The 19,799-nt window shown below is 66.7% G+C and carries 17 protein-coding genes and 1 other RNA gene; 7 read left to right on the top strand and 11 right to left on the bottom strand.

Features of this window, described 5'->3' with window-relative positions:
- The first annotated feature begins 114 nt into the window (after window positions 1–114).
- Entirely contained in the window at window positions 115–762 is a 648-nt protein-coding gene (locus F1C58_RS02145) for an SDR family oxidoreductase (protein WP_185202391.1), read from the top strand.
- A 63-nt stretch (window positions 763–825) separates the two neighbouring features.
- On the opposite strand, the gene F1C58_RS02140 is transcribed toward F1C58_RS02145, so the two are convergent.
- The 5 genes from F1C58_RS02140 to F1C58_RS02120 all read right to left on the bottom strand — a co-directional run bounded on the left by F1C58_RS02140 (window position 826) and on the right by F1C58_RS02120 (window position 7,867).
- Window positions 826–1,953 (bottom strand): acetate/propionate family kinase, encoded by a 1,128-nt coding sequence (locus F1C58_RS02140; RefSeq protein ID WP_185202390.1) that lies wholly within the window; start codon window positions 1,951–1,953, stop codon window positions 826–828.
- Window positions 1,954–1,996: 43 nt separating this feature from the next.
- Window positions 1,997–4,096, bottom strand: a complete 2,100-nt coding sequence (gene pta / locus F1C58_RS02135; RefSeq protein WP_185202389.1) for a phosphate acetyltransferase — start codon at window positions 4,094–4,096, stop codon at window positions 1,997–1,999.
- 46 nt (window positions 4,097–4,142) lie between these two features.
- Window positions 4,143–4,239, bottom strand: an RNA gene (ffs, locus tag F1C58_RS02130) — signal recognition particle sRNA small type.
- 14 nt (window positions 4,240–4,253) lie between these two features.
- Window positions 4,254–5,678, bottom strand: a complete 1,425-nt coding sequence (locus tag F1C58_RS02125) for a pyruvate dehydrogenase complex dihydrolipoamide acetyltransferase (RefSeq protein ID WP_185202388.1) — start codon at window positions 5,676–5,678, stop codon at window positions 4,254–4,256.
- Window positions 5,678–7,867, bottom strand: coding sequence for a thiamine pyrophosphate-dependent enzyme (locus F1C58_RS02120; RefSeq protein ID WP_185202387.1), 2,190 nt, complete (start codon window positions 7,865–7,867; stop codon window positions 5,678–5,680). Before F1C58_RS02120 ends, F1C58_RS02125 begins: the two co-directional genes overlap by 1 nt.
- A 162-nt stretch (window positions 7,868–8,029) precedes the next feature.
- Between F1C58_RS02120 and F1C58_RS02115 the strand changes: the two genes are divergently transcribed.
- On the top strand, window positions 8,030–8,563 hold the full coding sequence (locus F1C58_RS02115; RefSeq protein WP_185202386.1) for a VOC family protein: 534 nt from the start codon (window positions 8,030–8,032) through the stop codon (window positions 8,561–8,563).
- 27 nt (window positions 8,564–8,590) lie between these two features.
- Window positions 8,591–9,256, top strand: a complete 666-nt coding sequence (locus F1C58_RS02110; RefSeq protein WP_185202385.1) for a GntR family transcriptional regulator — start codon at window positions 8,591–8,593, stop codon at window positions 9,254–9,256.
- Here the strand turns inward: F1C58_RS02110 and F1C58_RS02105 are convergent.
- The 3 genes from F1C58_RS02105 to eboE are packed head-to-tail and all read right to left on the bottom strand — an operon-like array spanning window position 9,253 to window position 12,561.
- A complete protein-coding gene (locus tag F1C58_RS02105) occupies window positions 9,253–10,275 on the bottom strand; it encodes a ketopantoate reductase family protein (RefSeq protein WP_185202384.1) in 1,023 nt (340 codons plus the stop codon). The genes F1C58_RS02110 and F1C58_RS02105 overlap by 4 nt on opposite strands.
- A gap of 16 nt (window positions 10,276–10,291) precedes the next feature.
- Complete coding sequence (locus tag F1C58_RS02100) at window positions 10,292–11,356, bottom strand: 2,3-butanediol dehydrogenase (RefSeq protein WP_185202383.1); 1,065 nt, start codon at window positions 11,354–11,356, stop codon at window positions 10,292–10,294.
- Window positions 11,353–12,561, bottom strand: coding sequence for a metabolite traffic protein EboE (gene eboE / locus F1C58_RS02095; protein ID WP_185202382.1), 1,209 nt, complete (start codon window positions 12,559–12,561; stop codon window positions 11,353–11,355). Before eboE ends, F1C58_RS02100 begins: the two co-directional genes overlap by 4 nt.
- Window positions 12,562–12,742: 181 nt before the next feature.
- Between eboE and F1C58_RS02090 the strand changes: the two genes are divergently transcribed.
- On the top strand, window positions 12,743–13,369 hold the full coding sequence (locus F1C58_RS02090; RefSeq protein ID WP_185202381.1) for a cupin domain-containing protein: 627 nt from the start codon (window positions 12,743–12,745) through the stop codon (window positions 13,367–13,369).
- Window positions 13,370–13,376: 7 nt separating this feature from the next.
- On the opposite strand, the gene F1C58_RS02085 is transcribed toward F1C58_RS02090, so the two are convergent.
- Entirely contained in the window at window positions 13,377–14,018 is a 642-nt protein-coding gene (locus tag F1C58_RS02085) for a helix-turn-helix domain-containing protein (protein WP_255461215.1), read from the bottom strand.
- 251 nt (window positions 14,019–14,269) lie between these two features.
- Between F1C58_RS02085 and F1C58_RS02080 the strand changes: the two genes are divergently transcribed.
- From F1C58_RS02080 to F1C58_RS02070, 3 genes are read left to right on the top strand one after another with little or no spacing between them, the layout of a single operon-like run.
- Window positions 14,270–15,646, top strand: coding sequence for an NADP-dependent succinic semialdehyde dehydrogenase (locus F1C58_RS02080; protein WP_185202379.1), 1,377 nt, complete (start codon window positions 14,270–14,272; stop codon window positions 15,644–15,646).
- Entirely contained in the window at window positions 15,643–16,527 is an 885-nt protein-coding gene (locus F1C58_RS02075) for an NAD(P)-dependent oxidoreductase (protein ID WP_255461214.1), read from the top strand. The genes F1C58_RS02080 and F1C58_RS02075 overlap by 4 nt, the downstream gene beginning before the upstream one ends.
- Window positions 16,528–16,584: 57 nt before the next feature.
- A complete protein-coding gene (locus F1C58_RS02070; RefSeq protein ID WP_185202378.1) occupies window positions 16,585–17,667 on the top strand; it encodes an SDR family oxidoreductase in 1,083 nt (360 codons plus the stop codon).
- Between the two features lie 62 nt (window positions 17,668–17,729).
- Here F1C58_RS02070 and F1C58_RS02065 read toward each other — a convergent pair whose 3' ends face one another.
- Window positions 17,730–18,710, bottom strand: coding sequence for a zinc-binding dehydrogenase (locus tag F1C58_RS02065; protein WP_185202377.1), 981 nt, complete (start codon window positions 18,708–18,710; stop codon window positions 17,730–17,732).
- Window positions 18,711–18,727: 17 nt separating this feature from the next.
- Window positions 18,728–19,792 (bottom strand): zinc-binding dehydrogenase, encoded by a 1,065-nt coding sequence (locus F1C58_RS02060; RefSeq protein WP_185202376.1) that lies wholly within the window; start codon window positions 19,790–19,792, stop codon window positions 18,728–18,730.
- Between the last annotated feature and the right edge of the window lie 7 nt (window positions 19,793–19,799).

The following is a 19,799-nucleotide window of genomic DNA, read 5'->3' as shown; positions in this document are numbered from 1 at the left end:
CCCCGCACAACTCCTGCAGAATTCGCCGGCCGGGATCCCGGTCCCGATATCTCGGGGACATCCCGGCCCGATCGCACGGATTGCAGGAATTATGCAGAGGCGTACGGTGGAGGCATGCGCATAGTCATTGCCGGAGGGCACGGAAAGATCGCCCTGCTCCTCGCCCGCAAACTCGCCGAGGCCGGGCACGAACCGGTCGGAATCATCCGGAATCCGGAACAGGCTGACGATCTTCGCGCCGTCGGCGCCACTCCACTGCTGCTCGACCTCGAACATTCGACCATCGACGAACTGGCTGGTGCGCTCACGGGCGCAGATGCCACCGTCTTCGCCGCCGGAGCAGGACCGGACAGCGGCCCCGATCGCAAGCTGACCCTGGATCGTGACGGCGCGATCCTTCTCGCCGATGCCTCTGTTCGAGCCGGGGTGCGCCGGATGATCGTCGTTTCATCGATGGGCGCCGACACCTTCGACGCCCCCTCCGATGACGGATTCCAGGTCTATCTCCGGGCGAAGAGTGAGGCGGATGCCGCGGTTCGCGAGCGCGACCTCGACTGGACCATCGTGCGCCCGGGCAGCCTCACCGATTCGGAACCCACCGGTGTCGTGACCCTGGGCGAGTCGGTCGGTCGCGGCAGCATCCCTCGAGCGGATGTCGCCGCTCTCCTTGCGGCGCTGCTCATCGGTGACACCGCAGTCGGAAGGCAATTCGAAGCCATCTCTGGGCAGACGCCCCTCGCTGACGCCCTCGCCGAGCTGTAGCCGGGCGCGCGAAAGCGCTACCGATGACCCGCGTCGGCGATCGATTCATCGGTAAGGGTCGCGCTACCGTGCCACCAGTTCCTGGACCTGGCGTGCGATCTCGAGCTCCTCGTTGGTGGGGATCACCAGCACAGCGACGGGGGAACCGTCAGGGGAGATGAAACGCGGCTTCTTGCAGATGAGCTCGTTGCGGTCGTGGTCGATCGAGATTCCGAGAAACTCGAGCCCGGCCAGAGTCCGGCGCCGAAGCAGCACGTTGTTCTCCCCGACTCCGGCGGTGAACACGAGGGCGTCGAGGCCGCCGAGATGCGCGATGTACGCCCCGATGTACCGGCGAACGCGGTGACGGTAGACCGCAAGCGCGGCTTCCGCAGTCGCGTCACCCTTCGACGCGGCATCCTGCACGTCGCGCATGTCGCTGGTGCCGGTGAGGCCGAGGAGGCCGCTCCGGCGATTGAGGAGAGTATCCAGGTCGTCGAAGTCTAGGCCGGCGTGACGGTGCAGGTGGATCAGTACCGCGGCATCGATGTCCCCGGAGCGCGTGCCCATCACCAGGCCCTCAAGCGGCGTCATCCCCATGCTGGTCTCGACCGAGATCCCCCTGTCGATTGCGGCGACGGATGCCCCGTTGCCGAGGTGGAGCACGATGGTCTTGAGTTCGCCGAGTGGCCGGTCGAGGAAGAGCGCCGCCTGCTCGGAGACGTACTTGTGGGATGTGCCGTGGAATCCGTAGCGCCGCACCTGATGTTCCTCAGCGAGCTCGGCATCGATGGCGTACGTGTAGGCGGCGGGAGGCAGCGTCTGGTGGAACGCGGTGTCGAAGACGGCCACCTGCGGCACCTCCGGCAGCGCCTTTCGCGCCGCCCGGATGCCCTGCAGGTTCGCCGGATTATGGAGCGGCGCGAGCGCGGAGAGTTGGTCGATCTGCGACTCCACCTCGGCGGTCACGACCGTCGCGCGGTCGAAGATCGATCCGCCATGAACCACCCGGTGTCCGACGGCGACGATCTGATCCGCCGATCCCAGCCTCGCGAGCACCTGCCGCATCCCGGCCTCATGGTCCTCGACTCCGGAACCGGGCTCGCCGATCCGCTCGATGAGGCCGCTGAGGGCGACGTGCTCGGTCTCGACGTCGATGAGCTGGTATTTGATCGAAGACGAGCCGGAATTGACGACGAAGATCTGGGTCACGCGGTGTCCGTTCGGATGGGGGTCTCGATGCGCTCGCCAGCGCTCACTGCTCGACCAGCTGGAGGGTCTGAGCCTGGATCGCCGTGATGGCCACGGTGTTCACGATGTCCTGGACGAGCGCACCACGGGACAGGTCGTTGATGGGTTTGCGAAGGCCCTGAAGCACGGGGCCGATGGCCACCGCACCGGCGCTGCGCTGAACCGCCTTATAGGTGTTGTTGCCGGTGTTGAGGTCGGGGAAGATGAAGACCGTCGCCCGGCCTGCCACTTGCGAATCCGGCATCTTCGATTTGCCGACGGCGATGTCGACTGCGGCGTCGTACTGGATCGGCCCCTCCACGAGCAGGTCCGGCCTGCGCGAGCGCACCAGTTCCGTTGCCGTGCGCACCTTGTCGACGTCGGCCCCGGCGCCGGATGCTCCGGTGGAGTACGACAGCATCGCTATGCGCGGCTCGATCTGGAACTGCTGGGCGGTGGTCGCGGAGGAGATCGCGATGTCGGCGAGCTGGTCGGAATTCGGATCCGGGTTCACCGCACAGTCGCCGTAGACGAGAACGCGATCCTCGAGACACATCAGGAACACACTCGAGACGACCGAGACCCCGGGATTGGTCTTGATGATCTCGAAACCGGGCCGGATGGTGTGGGCAGTGGTGTGCGCGGCCCCCGAGACCATGCCATCGGCGAGCCCGAGGTGCACCATCATCGTGCCGAAGTAGGAGACATCGGTGACGGTCTCGCGAGCCTCCTCGAGCTGCAGTCCCTTGTGCGCGCGCAACCGGGTGTATTCCTCGGCGAATTGCTCCCGCAACTCCGGGTCGAAAGGACTGAGGATGTCGGCATCCGCGATGTCGAGTCCCAGATCGGTGGCGCGGGCCCGGATCTCCGACTCGTCACCGAGGATCGTGAGGCGGGCGACCCCGCGGCGCAACAGTGTGGAGGCGGCCCGCAGGATGCGGTCGTCACTGCCCTCGGGCAAGACGATGTGCTGGGGATTGGACCTGGCCCGGTCGAGGAGGTCGTATTCGAACATGAGCGGCGTCACCACATCGGAACGACTCACATCGAGCAGGCGCAGCAGCACATCGGCGTCGACATGCTGCTCGAAGAGGGCAAGGGCGGTGTCGTACTTGCGAGGCGATTCCGGGGCGAGCCTCCCGCGGGTCTGCGTGATCCGCAAGGCGGTGTCATACGTTCCGAGCGAGTTGCGGATGATCGGCAGGGTGTTGTCGAGACCGTCGATAAGCAGGGCGATCTGGGGCAGCAGCTCGAACCCGCCGTTGAGGATGATCGCGGAGACGGACGGGAAGGTCTCGGCGGCGTTCGCCATGAGCACCGCAAGCAGCACGTCGGACCGGTCCCCCGGCACCACGACCACACCGCCTTCGATGAGGCGAGTGAGCACGTTCTCCATCGACATGGCGGCGACGACGACTCCGAGCGATTCCCGGCCGAGGAGCGCGGGGTCTCCCTTGATCAGGGTGCCGTCGACGGCCTCCATGAGCGAGGCGATGCTCGGCGCGATGAGGAAGCGGTCTTCCGGGATGGCCCACACAGGCAGCCGATCGCTCTCCTCCTCCACCGCGGCGATGATCTGATCGAGACGATCGGGGTCGGCGCGGTTGACCACGATGCCGAGCACATGGGCGTGGGCGCTGTCCAGCTCTTGGCGGGCGAGGGTGAAGACCTGGCGCAGGTCGTCCGGGCTGCGACTGCCCGCGGCATCAGACTGCTGTCCGCCGAGGACGAGGAGCACCGGTGCCCCGAGGTTGGCCGCGATGCGCGCATTGAATCCGAGTTCGGTGGGGCTGCCGACATCCGTGTAATCGGAGCCGAGGATGACGACGGCGTCACACTGGCGCTCTACCGCCTTGAAGCGAGAGACGATCTCGCTGAGGGCCGCCTCCGGATCGGTGTGCACGTCGTCGTAGCTCACACCGACGCACTCGTCGTAGTCCAGGTCGACGCCATCGTGGGAGAGGAGCATCTCGAGCACGTAGTCGCGCTCGTCGCTCGAGCGAGCGACCGGGCGGAACGCTCCGACCCGCTCGGTCTCATGGCTGAGGGTGTCGAGCATTCCGAGGGCGACCGTCGACTTGCCGGCATGCCCTTCGACGGAGGTGATGTAGATGCTGCGGGTCACGAGCCCAGCCTAGGCTCCGCAGGTGTGCGGTGGCCGTGCCCTTAACTTAAGTGACTCCTCGCGCACCCGCCAGAGCCCGGTTACCCTTGCTACGTTTCCGTCCTGGGGGAGTTGGCCTGGATGGCGCCACGCGAGGAGCCACCGATAGTTTAGCCGGTCAGATCAGCATCGAGAGCGGGTTCTCGATGTGCCGCACGAAGGCGGAGAGCCACTCGGCCGCGACCGCGCCGTCGACCACTCGGTGATCCGCCGAGAGTGTCACGGTCATGACGGTGCCGACCACGAGCTGGCCATCCTCCACCACGGCTCGTTGCTTGGCCGCTCCCACCGCGAGGATGCCTGACTGTGGCGGGTTCAGGATGGCCGAGAACTCGTCCACACCGTACATCCCGAGGTTCGAGACGGCAAAGCTGCCGCCCTCGAGCTCCTGCTGGCGCAGCTTGCCTGCTCGCGCCCTCTCTGCGAGGTCTGCGATGGCTGCGCTGATCGCCGACAGGCTGAGGGAGTCCACGCCCCGAAGCACGGGAGTGAGCAGACCTCCCTCGGTGGAGACCGCCACCGAGAGGTCGACGTGCTCGTATCGCCGCGTCGATTCCTCTCCCCAGGTGGCATTGGCCGCGGGAACATCGAGGAGCGCCGCGGCGACGGCCTTCACGATGAAATCGTTGACCGAGATCTTGCGTGGCGCAGTGGCGTTGATTTCAGCTCGAAGCGCGAGCAGGCGGTCGACCCGGCAGTCCGCTGTCACGTAGAAGTGGGGAACCGACGACTTGCTCTCGGTCAGGCGTCGCGCTATCGCCCGGCGCATCCCGGTGTGCGGGATGTCCGTGAATCCGTACGCCGAATCGGGGGTTGCGGGCGATGAGGCCGGGGCAGCGACCACCACCGGGCGGGCGGCCGACACCGCGGGGATCGCGGACGCGGTGACTGCCGGCGCCACGAGACCATCGAGGTCGCGACGGACGATCCGTCCGTTGGGCCCGGACCCGACGACTGCCCCGAGGTCGAGCGAGCGCTCCCGGGCGAGACGACGGACGAGAGGGCTCGCAAACCGCCGAGGATCGGAATCGGCGGGCGCAGGTGAGGTAGGCGCGGCCGAAGCGGGCACAGTCGAAGCGGGCGCGGCCGCAGCAGGCGCAGGCGAAGCCGGGGCGCGCAGGTCGATCGCGGGGGCAGCGCTGGGCGGAGCAGACGGCAAATCGCCGGCGGCCGCGGCATGCGAGTCCTCACTCTCGAGCGCGGTGGCTCCGTCATCCGGTACCGGCGGCGCGGTGTCGGACGACGGTGTGGCGGTCGGAGAATTCTCGCCGGCGAGGAGGGCCGCGACGTCGACATCCGTTTCCCCCGGCGCGGCGATCACGCCGATCGGGGCTCCGACGTCCACGGAGTCCCCCTCACCGACCAGAAGGCGGACGAGCACGCCCGCCACCTCGGAATTAAACTCCACCATCGCCTTCTCGGTCTCGATCTCGGCGAGCGGCTGACCCACCTCGATGCTGTCGCCTTCGGAGACGAGCCAGCCCTGGATCGCGGCTTCCGTGGCGTTGGCGAGCACCTCGGGCATCCGCACGATCGTGGCCATCAGCGGCTACCGCCCAGTCCACGCTTGATCTTCTCGAGGCCGAGGACGACCTCTTCCGTTCGGGCGATCGCCGCGCGCTCGAGCACTCGGGAGATGCTCGGGCTCGCCTCGCCGCCGGTGACCCGTTCGACCGGCTGGTCGAGGTAGTCGAAGAATCGGCGCTGGATCTCGTCGGAGAGCCATCCGCCGTAGGACGTGCCGCGAGCGCCCTGTTCGACGATCAGCACGGCGTTCGTCTTGCGGATACTCTCACCGATGGTGTCCCAGTCGAGGGATGCCCGATCCAGCCAGCGCAGATCGATCACCTCGGCGTCCATCCCGGTCTGCTCCACCGCTTCGAGGGAGTGCTTGACCATATTGAGGTAGCTGATCACCGTGACGTCGCTGCCGGTGCGCCGAATTGCTGCCGTGCCGAGCGGGATGCAGTAGTCGAGGTCACCGACGGGAACCTCGCCGCTGTCGGCATAGAGGTCGACATGCTCGATCACGAGCACCGGATCCTGCAGGGCGAGCGCCGTGTTCATCAGGCCGATGTAGTCGGCAGGGCACGACGGCGCCACGATACGCCAGCCGGGACTGGTCGCGAAGATCCCGGCCGGGTCCATGAGGTGCTGTGAACCGTAACCGGAACCCATGGCGACCTTGGTGCGCAGCACGAGCGGCACTGGGTTCTCGCCGCCGAACATGTGGCGGGCCTTGCCGATCTGGTTGAACACCTGGTCGGCGGCGACCCACATGAAGTCGGGGTACATGAATTCCACGACGGGTCGATAGCGACCGTCGAGGGCCATCCCGCCGCCGAGTCCCGCGAAGGCGTTCTCGCTGATCGGGGTGCCGAGCACCCGGTCGGCGAACTTCTTGGCGAGACCCTTGGTGGCTCCGTTGGTGCCTCCGTTGAGGCGATGCACGTCTTCTCCGAGCACGATGATTCGCTCGTCTTCGGCCATGCGTCGATCCATGACGCTGGCGACGGCATCCACGAACTTGGTCTTCTCAGTCGCCGCAGTGGCCGTACTCGGCTCGAGGGTGCGCAGTCCGGCGAGCTCGCTGGCGTCACCGCGCACACCCACGTTGACGAAGTCGACGTCGGGCCAGAGCTCCGGACGAATGCGGCGCTTACCGGCGGTCTCCGGATCGGCCTCGAGCAGCTGCCCCACCGCATCCCGCATGGCGGACTGCGCCTGCTCGCGCACCGACGCGACGCCGCGCTCGTCGATCTGTGCGAGCGCGATCATTTCGCGCGCCACCCGGTCGAGGGGATCTCGGGCGCGCCAAGCCGCCTCTTCCTCCTTGGTGCGATAGCCGAATGCGCTCCCCGGGTACGGCCCGTTCTGGTGGAAGAAGCGGTAGACCTCCGCCTCGATCACGGTCGGACCGCCTCCGGAACGCATGATCTCCTCGGCGGCTTTCATGGCGAGGTGGACGGCAAGCGGATCCATGCCGTCGACGCGCCAGGAGGGGATGCCGAAGCCCAGCGCACGGGCCGAGAGGCGCGGCTCGCCGGTGGCCTCCTCCACGGTGGTCGAGACGGCGTAGAGGTTGTTCTCGATGAAGAAGGAGATCGGCAGCTTCCAGGCAGAGGCGAGGTTCATCGTCTCGAGCACCGAGCCGATATTGGTGGCCCCGTCGCCGAAATAGGAGACCGTGACGTCAGCGGTGCCGGCGTGCTTCTGCGCCCACGCGTTCCCCGCTGCCAGCGGAACGCCGCCGCCGACTATCGCGTTGGTTCCGAGCGCCCCGGCCTCGAACCACTGCAGGTGCATCGATCCTCCTCGACCGCGGCAGTAGCCCTGGGCGAGACCGAGGATCTCGGCGAGGGTTCGCTGCAGCACCGTCTGGATGTCTTCGGTGACGAGCGCGGCGAGGTCGAGTGTGCCGCCGGAGACGTGGTTGACCGCCTTGGCCAGGAACTGGTGGTGCCCCCGGTGGGAACCGTTGATGGCGTCCGCGGAGCCGAGGCCGACGATCGAGCCGACCGCGCCACCCTCCTGGCCGATGCTCGAATGCGCGGGTCCGTGAACGAGGCCCTCACCGGCGAGTTCGAGCACCGTTTCTTCGAAGGCACGGATGAGGTGGAGCTGGCCAAGCATCGTCGCGAGGAGCGCCGGATCCGCGTTCTTCCAGTCCTGGGCACTCGTGGTGAGCTGCACCCAGGGAGCCTGTGGATCCAAACGTCGTTGTTTCGCCATGTGCACAGTCTCCATCGGTCGCGCCGATTCACGCGAATCGGCTCCATGTCCTTCACACGATAGCGCCGATTGCATCCAATTGATACGAAATTGCCCTCATTTCTGAGCGGAAGACCGGATTGCGTACTATTTTGGATACAACACGAGACGAAGGAGTCGGTCATGGGCATAGGTATCCCGGGCTTGAGAGGCACCGAGCACATCGGATTCACTGTGCCGGATCTCGACGAGGCCGAACGCTTCTTCGTCGACATCATCGGCTGCCAGCTCATCTACTCGCTCGGACCCTTCGCGCATGAGCACGACGACTGGATGCTCGACCACCTCGGCGTGCACCCGCGCACCGTGATGCGCGAACTGCGCTTCTTCCGCTGCGGCCACGGCCCGAATTTCGAGATCTTCCAATACGACTCCGCGGATGGCGCAGCCCCCGAACCCCGCAACAGCGACATCGGCGGCCACCACCTGGCGTTCTATGTCGACGACTTCGACCTGGCTCTCGACCACCTGCGCTCCAACGGAGTCGAGATCATGGCCGAACCGACGCAATCATCGAGCTGGAGCACCGGCCAGCGCTGGGTCTATTTCCGCAGCCCCTGGGGAATGCAGTTCGAACTCGTGAGCTACCCGGACGGGAAGGCCTATGAGCGGGATGCCGCGGTTAAACTGTGGCATCCGGCGCACCCGTCCGAATAGTCCGATCTCCTTCGTCCTGAGGCGCCCATGATCCCCACCGCCAGCCGCGACGGCTCCGCCGGCAACCGCATCGCGGCGCGGGTGCGGGACGCCATCCTGAGCGGCGAGTACGCGCCGGGTGCGCGCATCCGGCAGGAGGACATTGCCGAGGAGTTCGGCGCGAGCCGCATCCCGGTGCGGGAAGCGCTCCGCATTCTCGAGGCGGACGGCCTTGTCACTCTCATCGCGAACACCGGTGCGTGGGTCGCCCACCTGAGCCTCGCCGAATGCGAGGAGGTCTACCAGATCAGGGAGCGCATCGAGCCGCTGCTGCTGCGGTACAGCCTGCCGCATCTCTCGACCGAGACTCTCGACCGCCTGCAGCAGCTCGCCGACGAGATGCAGGCCGGATCGGATGTCGAGACCTTCCTTCATCTCGACCGGGAGTTCCACCTGCTCTCCTACACCGGCGCAACCACCTCGATCCTCGGCGACACGGTGCACCGGCTCTGGAACTCGACCCAGCACTATCGCCGGGCGTTCACCCTGCTGATCGGACCCGACGGCAACCGGGCGGTGCACTATGAACACCAGTTGCTGGTCGGCGCGATCCGGCGTGGCGACAGCACGGATGCCGAGCGCGTTCTCGCCGGGCACATCCGTCGCACGCGCCTCGAGCTCGGCCGGCACCCGGAGCTCTTCGCACAGGGTTAGTGGCCGGTGAGCAATGCCGCGTTCGCCGGACTGGCCTCCAGCTCGCCACTCTCGATGCGGTGCGCAAGCTCCACGGCGATCTGGTTGGCCGGGGCCCGGCCACCCATCCTGCGCTGCTCGTCGACGACCAGTCCGTTGATCTGGTCGACCTCGCTTCGACGTCCCTTCATCCAGTCCTGCAGCACCGTGGTCCGGGTCGACGGCAGCGTGTAGTCGTTGAGCACGGCATCCAGGAGCACCTCCGTGAACTGTTCCGGGCTCGTCACGTCGTCGGCGGACATGCCGAAGATCGGCACGACGCGGTTACCGATGGCGAGGGTCGTGCGCACTGCCTCCTGCCCGGCCTCGATCATGTACTCCCGCATTCCCGGCACCCGCACCGCCTCGGCGAGCGGCAGACCGAGGATCGCCGAGGGCACGAGCTCCGCGGCGTTGACGACGAGCTTCATCCACTTGGACGAACGGATGTCGTCGGTGACCTCGACCGTGCCGGAGTGGCGAAGCAGGTCGGCGGCCTCGTGTTCCCGGCCGCGCGTGGACGGGTCGATGCCGCCGACCGCGAACCAGGAGCGCGCGTGCGGACTCTGCCGCTCGACGATGCCGGGTTCGAACATGTTCGACGAGATCTCGATCACGGCGCCGAGCGTGCGTTCGACGCCCACCACGCGCGCGATGTCGTCGACGGTCATGCCGTTCTGTACACCCACGACGAGCCCGTCCGAGGCGACATATGGCTTGATCAGCTCGGTTGCCCAGGTGGTGTCATAGGCCTTCATGAGCACAAGCACCACGTCGAACTTCTCGCGAAGAGTCGCGACCTCACACAGGTTGATGACGGTCACCGGGGTCGTGATGGTCTCTTCCGGCAGCTGCACCCGGATGCCGTGCCTGCGCATCGCCTCGACGTGGGCAGGCCACTGCTCGATGAGGGTCACGTCGAGGCCGGCGCGCGTGAGGTCCGCGCCGATGGACGCTCCATTGGCTCCGGTGCCGAGCACGGCGATCTTCTGGTCGGTCATGAGATTCTCCGAGACTTTAGAGGGATGCGGCGCTCACGAGCACCTTCACCTGGTCGCCGACGGGTGAGAGCAGGGTCTCGAAGCCGCGCTCGACGACGTCTGCCATGGCGATCTGCGCGGTGACGATCTTCTCCACCGGGTAGCGGCCACGCTCGATCAGGTCGATGATGCGCGGCCAGTCGGTCACCGGAAAGCACCAGGTGCCCGAGAGTGTGATGTCGTGCTCCGAGAGCACCATCGGGTCGATCGACGCCGGCTTGGTGTGCAGTCCCGTCTGCGAGATGCGGCCGGCGGACCGCACCGAGGCGATGGCCGCCTGGAGCGCGCGTTCGTTTCCCGAGCACTCGATCACGGCATCCACCCCGATGCCGTCGGTCGCATCACGCAGGTAGGCCGGCACGTCGATCGCGCCGGGGTCGAGAACCGTGCCGATGTCGAAGCCGCGCACGAGAGCCGCGCGCACCGGGTTCATCTCCGACACGAAGACCTTCGCCCCGAGGGATGCCGCGTACAGCGACGCGAGGGCGCCGATCGGCCCGGCACCGGTGATGAGCACCGTGTCGCCCGGACGGACGCCCGCCGTGTCGACGCCGTAGGCCGCCACCGCTCCCGGCTCCACAACCGCGCCCTGCAGATCGGAGACGCCGTCGGGCAGCGCGAAGACGTTGGCAGCGGGCACGATGGCCAGTTCGGCGATGCCGCCGGACTGGTAGCTGAGTCCGACCGCCGCCATGACGCGGCAGAGGTGGTTGAGACCGCGACGGCAGAAATAGCACTCCCCGCAGGAGAGCAGCGGCATGATCGACACCCGCTGGCCGGCGACGACGTTGGTGACCCCCGCACCGGTCTCGATCACCGTGGCCGAGAACTCGTGACCGAGGATCTGGGCTCCGCACGCCGCAGTGAGAGGATGCGGCGTGGTCGGGATCACGATCGGGCCCTGCGCATACTCGTGCAGGTCGGTGCCGCAGATGCCGCACCACAGGGGTGCGACGAGCACCTGGCCGGCGGCCGGACCGGCGGGGCGGTCGACATCCTCGACACGGATGTCGCCGGCGGCATGGAAGACCGCGGCCCTCACGGACGCGGGTCCAGCAGTTCGCCGCGCACGAACTCGAGCTCGCGCGTGACGTAGTCGGTGATGTCTCCGGTCTTGAGATCGGCGGGAAGCACGTCCCAGGTGTAGGTCTCGATCTCGAGGTGATCGGAGAGCGGCGTCTCGCGGTGCATCGCCAGAGCCTCCTGCACGGCGAACCTGGTCGTGACGAACGGGCCGAGTTCCTCGAGGAACACGGGCACGTGAAAGTGAGTGCGGATCTCGGTGGGGCGGGGATCGGCCTCGAATGCATCGAGCGCTTCACCCAGCGTGAGGAACTTCGTCACCTCTCCCCCGCGGCGCATCGTGGTCTGGCTCAGATAGATCGTGTCGGTGAAGACGCGCAACTGGGGAACGATGTCGAGAGTCAGGTCCTTCACCCAGAGCGCCGCCGCCTCCTGCAGTTTGAAGATCGGGATGCCCGCCTCGACGAGACTGCGCAGCGACGCCGGGATGTCCTCGAAGCCGACCGCCTGGTGCCCGATGTCGAAGACGACACCGAGATAGCGGCGCATGGCTCCCTCCGCCTCTGACATCGGCAGTCCGGTGAGCCGGGCGAGCTCGGAGATGCCGGCCGTCGAGTAGATCCGGGTGGTGAAGTACTCCACGGTTTCCGCGGTGGTCTCGAGGAAGCAGGCGGGTTCGGGTTCCAACGCGAGCTTCACCCGGCGGCCCGAGCTCGCCTCCAGCTCGGAGAGGTGAGCGACGACCCGCAGCAGATTGGTGGTGAAGTGGGTGATGTAGTCGTCGTCGACCACGTTCGGCGCGAAGGCGAGCGGGGCAGTCTGGATGCTGGGGCTGATATCCGTCGGCGCGATCTCCGCGAGGATGTCGGCGACCGAGTTCGTGTAGGCGACCCGGTCATCCGTGGCCCAATCGGGCTCGTAGACCCGCTCCATCACGAGGTCGCCCTTGAACGGACCGTACGGGAACGCGTTGACCGTGTAGACGTAGAGGTCGTGGTCGTCGAGAAACTGCGTGAGTTCTGCACGCTCGGCCGGTTGCTCGGTGAGAGTACGGGCGGATGCCGCCGAGATGCGGAGCGAGACACCGAAACGCTGGTCGGGCGCGACTCGCTCCTTCACGGCGGGCACGAAAGAGTGGAGGCTGTTTTTCATCTCATCCCAGGTGTCCCCCGCGTGAACCAGGGTCGAGTAGGTGAGGTGGCCGAGGCCGTTGCCGAGATCCATGGGAAGCTTCTTTCTCCTCGTCCCCGATGACGAGAGTGTCGCGCCTGCGAATGCCGAAGCCGTCCCGCGAGGGACTTTTCGGTTCGGGCATTCGCGCATGTGTTTAGTGACTGTTAACGATCTCCTCCATGGTCGTGCGCGCGTGTTGTAAAGTCAAGCTTTACAAGACTGGAGGATTCGGATGGCTTCCGATCTCGCCCTGCGCCTCAAGGCAGCCCGTACCGACCGCGGGTTGAGCCTGCGTGGAGTCGCCGCCGAGATCGGCGTCTCGGCTGCCCTCATCTCCCAGATCGAGCTCGGCCACACGCAACCCTCGGTGAGCACGTTGTACGCCCTGGTGAACTTCTTCGGAATCTCCCTCGACCAGGTGATGGGTCTCCCCCTCACCGTGAGTCGCGTCCCCGGAGCGGCTACCGATACGGGAGCACCCGGCAGAGCGGAGGCGGACGCGCTCGCCTCCGGTGCACGACTCGAGCACCGGGCATCCGGCGCGCGGCCGATCCTCGAGATCGGAAATGGTGTGCGCTGGGAACTGGTCGCTTCAGCCCCGCTCAGCCTCGCAGAAGCAGTGCTCGTGACGTACGAGCCGGGCGCATCGAGCTCGTCCGACGGATCGTTGATGACTCACCCGGGCAGCGAGAACGCCTACCTCGTCGCCGGCGAACTCGATCTCGAGCTGGAAGACTCCACGGTCAAGCTCCGCGCCGGCGACTCGTTCAGCTTCGATCCCGCGCGACCGCATCGCTTCCACAACTCCGGCGTTGAGCCCGCCAGCGGCATCTGGCTGAAGGTGAGCGGCGAGGTCTGATTCGCCGTCAGGACGTGCCGTGCACGAACCACAGGCCCACGAACTCCGTCTCGCCCGGGTTGCGGAGCACATGGGGGATGGCCGAATCGAATCCGAGTGATTCGCCCGAATGCAGGTGGAAGACCTCTTCTCCGATCGTGACCTCGAGCTCGCCCTCGAGCACGTAGCCGTACTCCCACCCGACATGGCTCACGAGGTCGCCGCCAGCGGTCGAGGTCGCCCCCGGCGCGTAGGTGATCTTCATGAAGTTGGCGGCGTGTTCAGGGGTCGCCGCCAGCCTCTCCCAGACCACTCCCTCAGCCATGTTGAGATGCGGCCGATGGGTCGGGTGCACCACGGAAACCCGGTTGGAGTACGCGGTCGGTGGCCACGCGCTGGTGGGATTCTTCGGTCCCCCGGGCTCCCACCCTTCCTCCTGTCCGACGAACCGGGCGGGCTGAGGATGGGGATCTCGCGCCTCGAAGAGCTCGTCGACCGACACGTCGAGCAACTGCGAGAAGACGTAGAGGGTGGCCACTGAGGGTTGCGACTTGCCATTCTCGATCTGCGAGACGAACGACGGCGACACTTCGGCCTGTCGGGCCAATTCGCGCAGGGTGAGCCCCGCCTTGAGCCTGATGTCCTTCAGGCGCGAACCCAAACTCTCCATGGATACCTTCACGAATGTCCAGCTCGGGCAGGACGACCGGCACGGGGCCGGGTGACGGGCTCTGATGAGGCTGCTCGAACCCCTGATCGGGGTGGGACCAATATACACAGGGCCTGGCGGGGTGGCATTGAGCGCCGCGCTGAACCCCTGTAGTGTTCACTGTAACTGCACATGTCCAGGGTCGGAAGTGCGCATCCGTGCGGATGTCGGGAAATCGGCCAGGGGCCATCCCGTCTTTCAGGAGCAATCTCATGGCGATCGCCACTGTCAACCCCACCACCGGACTCACCGAGCGCAGCTTCACGGCCCACACGCCGGAGGAGGTCGAGACTCGGCTCGTGACGGCAAGTCGTGCGTTCGAGACGTTGCACGCGACCACCTTCGCCCAGCGGGCGGAGTGGATGATCGCCACCGCGGAGTTGCTCGAGTCCGAGGTGGAGATGATCGCCCGCATCCTCACCATCGAGATGGGCAAGACCCTGGCCTCCGCGCGGGCTGAGGCGCTCAAATGCGCAAAAAACATGCGCTTCTACGCCGCGAATGCCGAAGGCTTTCTCGCCGACGAGGTGCTTGACGATCCCTCTTCTGTCGGCGCGAGCTCCGCACGAGCCATCTACCAGCCGCTCGGGATCGTGCTCGCCGTCATGCCCTGGAACTACCCACTCTGGCAGGTCATCCGCTTCGCAGCGCCGGCCCTGATGGCGGGGAACATCGGCTTGCTGAAGCACGCGTCGAACGTTCCGCAGACTGCCCTGTACCTCGACACCCTGTTCACCCGCGGCGGATTCCCGGAGGGTGCGTTCTCCACGCTGCTGATCGGCTCCGCAGAGGTCAAAACGGTCATCGAAGACCGACGGGTGGTGGCAGTGACGCTGACCGGCTCGGAGCCCGCGGGTCGATCAGTCGCCTCCATCGCGGGCGGCAGCATCAAGAAAGCGGTTCTGGAGCTCGGCGGGTCTGATCCATTCATCGTCATGCCGAGCGCGGATGTTCCCGCGGCAGTGGCGCTCGCCGTCACCTCGCGCACCGGCAATAACGGTCAGTCCTGCATCGCCGCCAAGCGATTCATCGTGCACTCGGACGTGTACGACGAGTTCCGCGAGCTGTTTGTCTCCCGGATGGCAGCACTGCGCGTCGGCGATCCAATGGACCCCGACACCGAGGTCGGCCCGGTCTCCACCGAGGGAGGGCGCCGGGATCTGGCCGCGCTCGTTGACGACGCGCTCGGCAAAGGGGCAACCGCCCTCGTCGGAGGCGCGATGCCCCCTGGACCGGGATGGTTCTACCCGCCCACCATCATCGAGGGCATCACTCGGGAGATGCGCCTGTATCTCGAGGAGACCTTCGGCCCGGTCGCAAGCCTCTACCGGGTGGCGGATGCGGCGGAGGCCCTCGCCATCGCCAACGGCACCGACTTCGGCCTCAGCTCGAACGTGTGGACCACGGATGAGGGCGAGCGCGCCTACTTCACGCGCGAACTCCAGGCGGGAGCGGTGTTCGTCAACGACATGACGATCTCCTACCCCGAATTGCCGTTCGGTGGCATCAAGGTGTCCGGATACGGACGGGAACTCGCCGCGGCGGGAATCCGTGAGTTCTGCAACCTCAAGACGATCTGGGAGGGATGACAATGCCGCAACTCGGCTTCCTCGGACTCGGCACGATGGGCGCGGCGATGGCCCGCCACCTGCTCGACTCCGGACATTCCATCCGGGTGTGGAATCGCACTGCCTCTGCCGCCGATGCGGTTGTGGACGCCGGGGCCGAGCGCGCTGAGAACGCCGGCGAGGCGATCGCCACCGGCTTGTTCTTCTCGATGCTCTCCAACGACGATGCCGCGGAAGCGACCTTCACCGCCGAGTCGCTTACGGCGGCGCCAGCAGGGTCGCTGCACGTCTGCCATTCCACCCTCAGTCTCGCGGCGACGGACCGGTTGGTCGAGGTGCATCGACAGGCTGGCGTGGAGTATGTGGCCGCTCCTGTCCTCGGCCGCGCGAACCTCGCCGCGAGCGGCACCCTCAACATCGTTGCGGCGGGCAGTGCCAGCGCCGTCGAGCGCGCCAAGCCCTATCTCGACATCCTGGGCAAGCGCACCTGGGTGGTCGGGGCCCAGCCGAGGAACGCGAACCTGGTGAAGATCGGCGTGAACTACAACCTGATCCACGCCCTGCAGGCCCTCGCCGAGTCGGTGACGCTCATCGAGCGGGGAGGGGTCGACGGTGAGACTTTCGTCGAGATCCTCACCGACGCCGCGTTCACCGGGGCGGCATACACCGGCTATGGCGCTCTCATCGCGCGCAAGGCGTACTCGCCCCCCGGATTCACTGTCGCGCTCGGACTCAAGGATCTCGCACTCACCGAACAGGCCGCGGCCGCCCATGGCGTCACGCTGCCATCGGCTCCGGTGCTGAGAGACGTCTTCGAGTCGGCGCTGGCCGATCCGGCGCTGGCCGGTCTCGACTGGTCGGCTATCGCCGAGGTCACCCGCGGGCTCGTACAGCCCGACTGATTGCGCCATGCATCACCATCACGGTCACACACGATCAACAGAGAGGTCCACAGCCCCATGACAACTACACAGACGGATCAGCGCAGAGCGCTCGTCGTCGGTTCCACCGGCATCGCCGGCCAGACGGTGAGCCGCCAGCTCGCCGAGCAGGGCTGGCAGGTCACCGGTCTGTCCCGCAGCGGATCCGTGCAGATCCCCGGAGTGACCAACGCGGTCGCCGACCTGCTCGACCCGGACGGTCTCGCCTCGGCCCTCGCCGGATCGGCGCCGGAGCTTGTGATCATCACCGCCTGGATGCGACACGACACGGAGGCTCAGAACATCGAAGTGAACAGCGCCACGGTTCGCAACGTGCTCGCCGCTCTCGAGCCCGAGAAGTCGGTGCGCCATGTCTCGCTGCTCACCGGGCTCAAGCACTACCTCGGGCCATTCGAGTTCTACGGGCAGGGCGTGATGGCGGATACCCCATTCCACGAGGAGGAGCCGCGCCTCGACTTCCCGAACTTCTATTACGCGCAGGAGGACGAGGTGTTCAGCTCGGCCGAGCGCAACGGGTTCACCTGGAGCGTGCACCGCGCCCACACCGTCTTCGGTTTCGCCACCGGAAACGCCATGAACATGGCGCTCACCCTGTCGGTGTACGCCACCATCTGCAAGGAACTCGGCCTCCCCTTCGTCTTTCCCGGCTCCGCCACGCAGTGGAACGGCCTCACCGATGTGACGGATGCCGACCTGCTCGGAGAGCAGTTGATCTGGGCCGGCACCCATCCAGAGGCCGAGAACGAGGCCTTCAACATCGCCAACGGCGACGTCTTCCGCTGGCGCTGGCTGTGGCCTCGTATCGCCGAGCACTTCGGTCTCGACTGGGAGGGATTCGAGGGCGAACCCCGCCTCCTCGCGGACCAGATGCGCGGGATGGAGCAGACCTGGGCCGGCATCGCCGAGAAGAACGGACTCGTCGAGACGGACCTCGGGCGGCTTGCCTCCTGGTGGCATTCCGACGGCGACCTCGGGCGCGAGATCGAGTGCCTCACCGATATGACCAAGAGCCGGAAGGCCGGTTTCTTGAACTTCCGAGGAACCCCGGACAGCTTCTTCGACAAGGTCGACCGCTACCGGGCTGCGCGGATCATTCCGTAACGGGCGAATCCGGCTACTCCGGGCCGTCCCTCCCGCTTCCGCCGGAGGGGCGGCCCTATTCGTCAGGCCGGAAGCGTGCCGACCAGGTCGATGTGCGCCTTGATCGTCGACTCCGGATGGTGCGCGGCATCCAGCGCATCGAGTGCCTCATCGACACCGAAGTGCTGGGTCACGAGAGGGCTGAGGTCGATCCCGCTGTTCGCAAGGAAGCGCAGGGTCTCCGGCCAGACGCCGGGGGAGCCGATGGATCCGGTGATCCGCAATTCCTTCGACTGGATCAGCCCGAGCTTCGCGGACGCTTCGCGCCCCACATCGATACCGATATAGGCGATGCGGCCCTGGAACGCGACGAGCTCCAGAGCGGTGGCCATCACCGCCGGGCGACCGGATGCCTCGACCACGAGATCGGCGCCCCGACCGGCGGTGATGTCGGCCAGGAGGGCGACGACGTCGTCCGGATGCACCGCGTGCTTCGCTCCGAGTGACAGTGCGATCCCACGACGGCCCTCGGCCGGCTCGACCACGACCGTGACCGCGCCCATCGCGGCAGCCGCGGCAGTGACGGCGAGTCCGACCGGCCCGGCGCCCAGCACCACGACGGTGTCGCTCGCATCCACTCCCCCGGCCCGCACGAGTGCGTAGTACGCGACGCTGAAGGGCTCGACGAGTGCACCGACGGTGAAGGAGATCTGGTCGGGAAGCTTATGCAACCACGACGGCTTGGCAACGAAGAACTCTGCCGCAGCACCGCTGATCGAGAAACCGAAGTGATCGGCTGCGATCACGCATTCCCCCACCACCCGGTCCCCCACGGAAAAGCCAGTGACCTTGCGTCCCACCTTCACGATCTCTCCCGACCACTCGTGTCCGGGGATGATCGGGTAGCTGAAGGGGATGATGTACCGGCCCTCCAACAGGTCGATGTCGGAGTGGCAGACGCCCACGGATCGGGCCGCGACCAGAACTTCATCGTCCGCGATGTCGGGGATGGGGAGTTCTGCGATCTCTGGAACATCCTGGGCGGAGAATTGCAATGCCTTCATGAGGGGATCCTTCGGGTTTAGAGGGAGGGGTCGAAGAGCACTTTGCCTTCGAGCGTGCCGGTCGCGAGGCGTTCGAGTTGCTCAGCGAGCCTGTCGAGCGGCAGCACACCGCCCGCGGTGTCGGTGTCGAGGAGCTCGGTGCCGAGCTCGGTGGTCGCCAGGATGCGCAGCGCGGGCTCGAGGTCTTCGCCGCACACGTGCGCGAGGGTCGTTCGCACGGTGATCTCCCGCATGACGAGCGAATGGATGTCTACGGACTGTTCCTTCGACGGCAGGCCGACCTGCAGGATGGTGCCTCCGGTGCGCACGAGCGAGATCGCGTTGTTCAGTTGCCCGGGAGCTCCGCTCGCTTCGACCACACGATCGGCGCCGCGCTCCCCGACCGCGGCGAGCACTGCCTCTCGCGTCTCGTCGTCCACCGCGATCACGCGGTTCGCCCCCAACCGCAGGGCGCGATCGAGGCGTGCCCCGGCGAAGTCGACGACGGTGAGGTCGATGTCGGCGAGCGACTTCAGCCCCGCAAGCACGAAGGATCCGATGGCGCCCGCTCCGATGATGACGACGGACTCGCCGTCCTTCACCCCTGACCGCCGGGCGGCATGAAGGCCGACCGCCAAGGGTTGCGAGAGTCCCGCGAGGTCGAGGGAGAGCCCCGTCGGCACGGGCACCAGTGCGCGCTCGGGGCAGGAGACGAACTCGGCCATTCCCCCGTCGGTGTTGAGACCGAGGGTGTAGTAGTTGAGACACAGGTTGGTGCGGCCCTCTCGGCACCTCACGCACTCCCCGCACCAGACGCCGGCGCCGCTCGCGACGATGTCCCCGACAGCGAACCGGCCTCCGCTGTCGACTTCCAGCACCTCACCGATGAACTCGTGGCCGAGGATCATCGGACCGCTGTGTCCCGTGCGCGGATGGGGTCCGGGCACGGGGAAGGTGTGCGGGCCGGCTTTCCACTCCGTGGCATCCGTTCCGCACATCCCGCTGCGCAGAATGCGCAGCAGGGCTTCTCCCGGCCTTCTGACGGGATCGGGCACCTGCTCGATGCGCACATCGTGGGTGCCGTAATACAGGGCCGCTTTCATCGTCGTC

Origin of the sequence: Glaciihabitans sp. INWT7 (genome assembly GCF_014217685.1) — a bacterium.
Classification (GTDB): Bacteria; Actinomycetota; Actinomycetes; order Actinomycetales; family Microbacteriaceae; genus Lacisediminihabitans.
The sequence above is the reverse complement of the archived record's forward strand: the minus strand, read 5'-3'. Positions and strand labels throughout refer to the sequence as shown.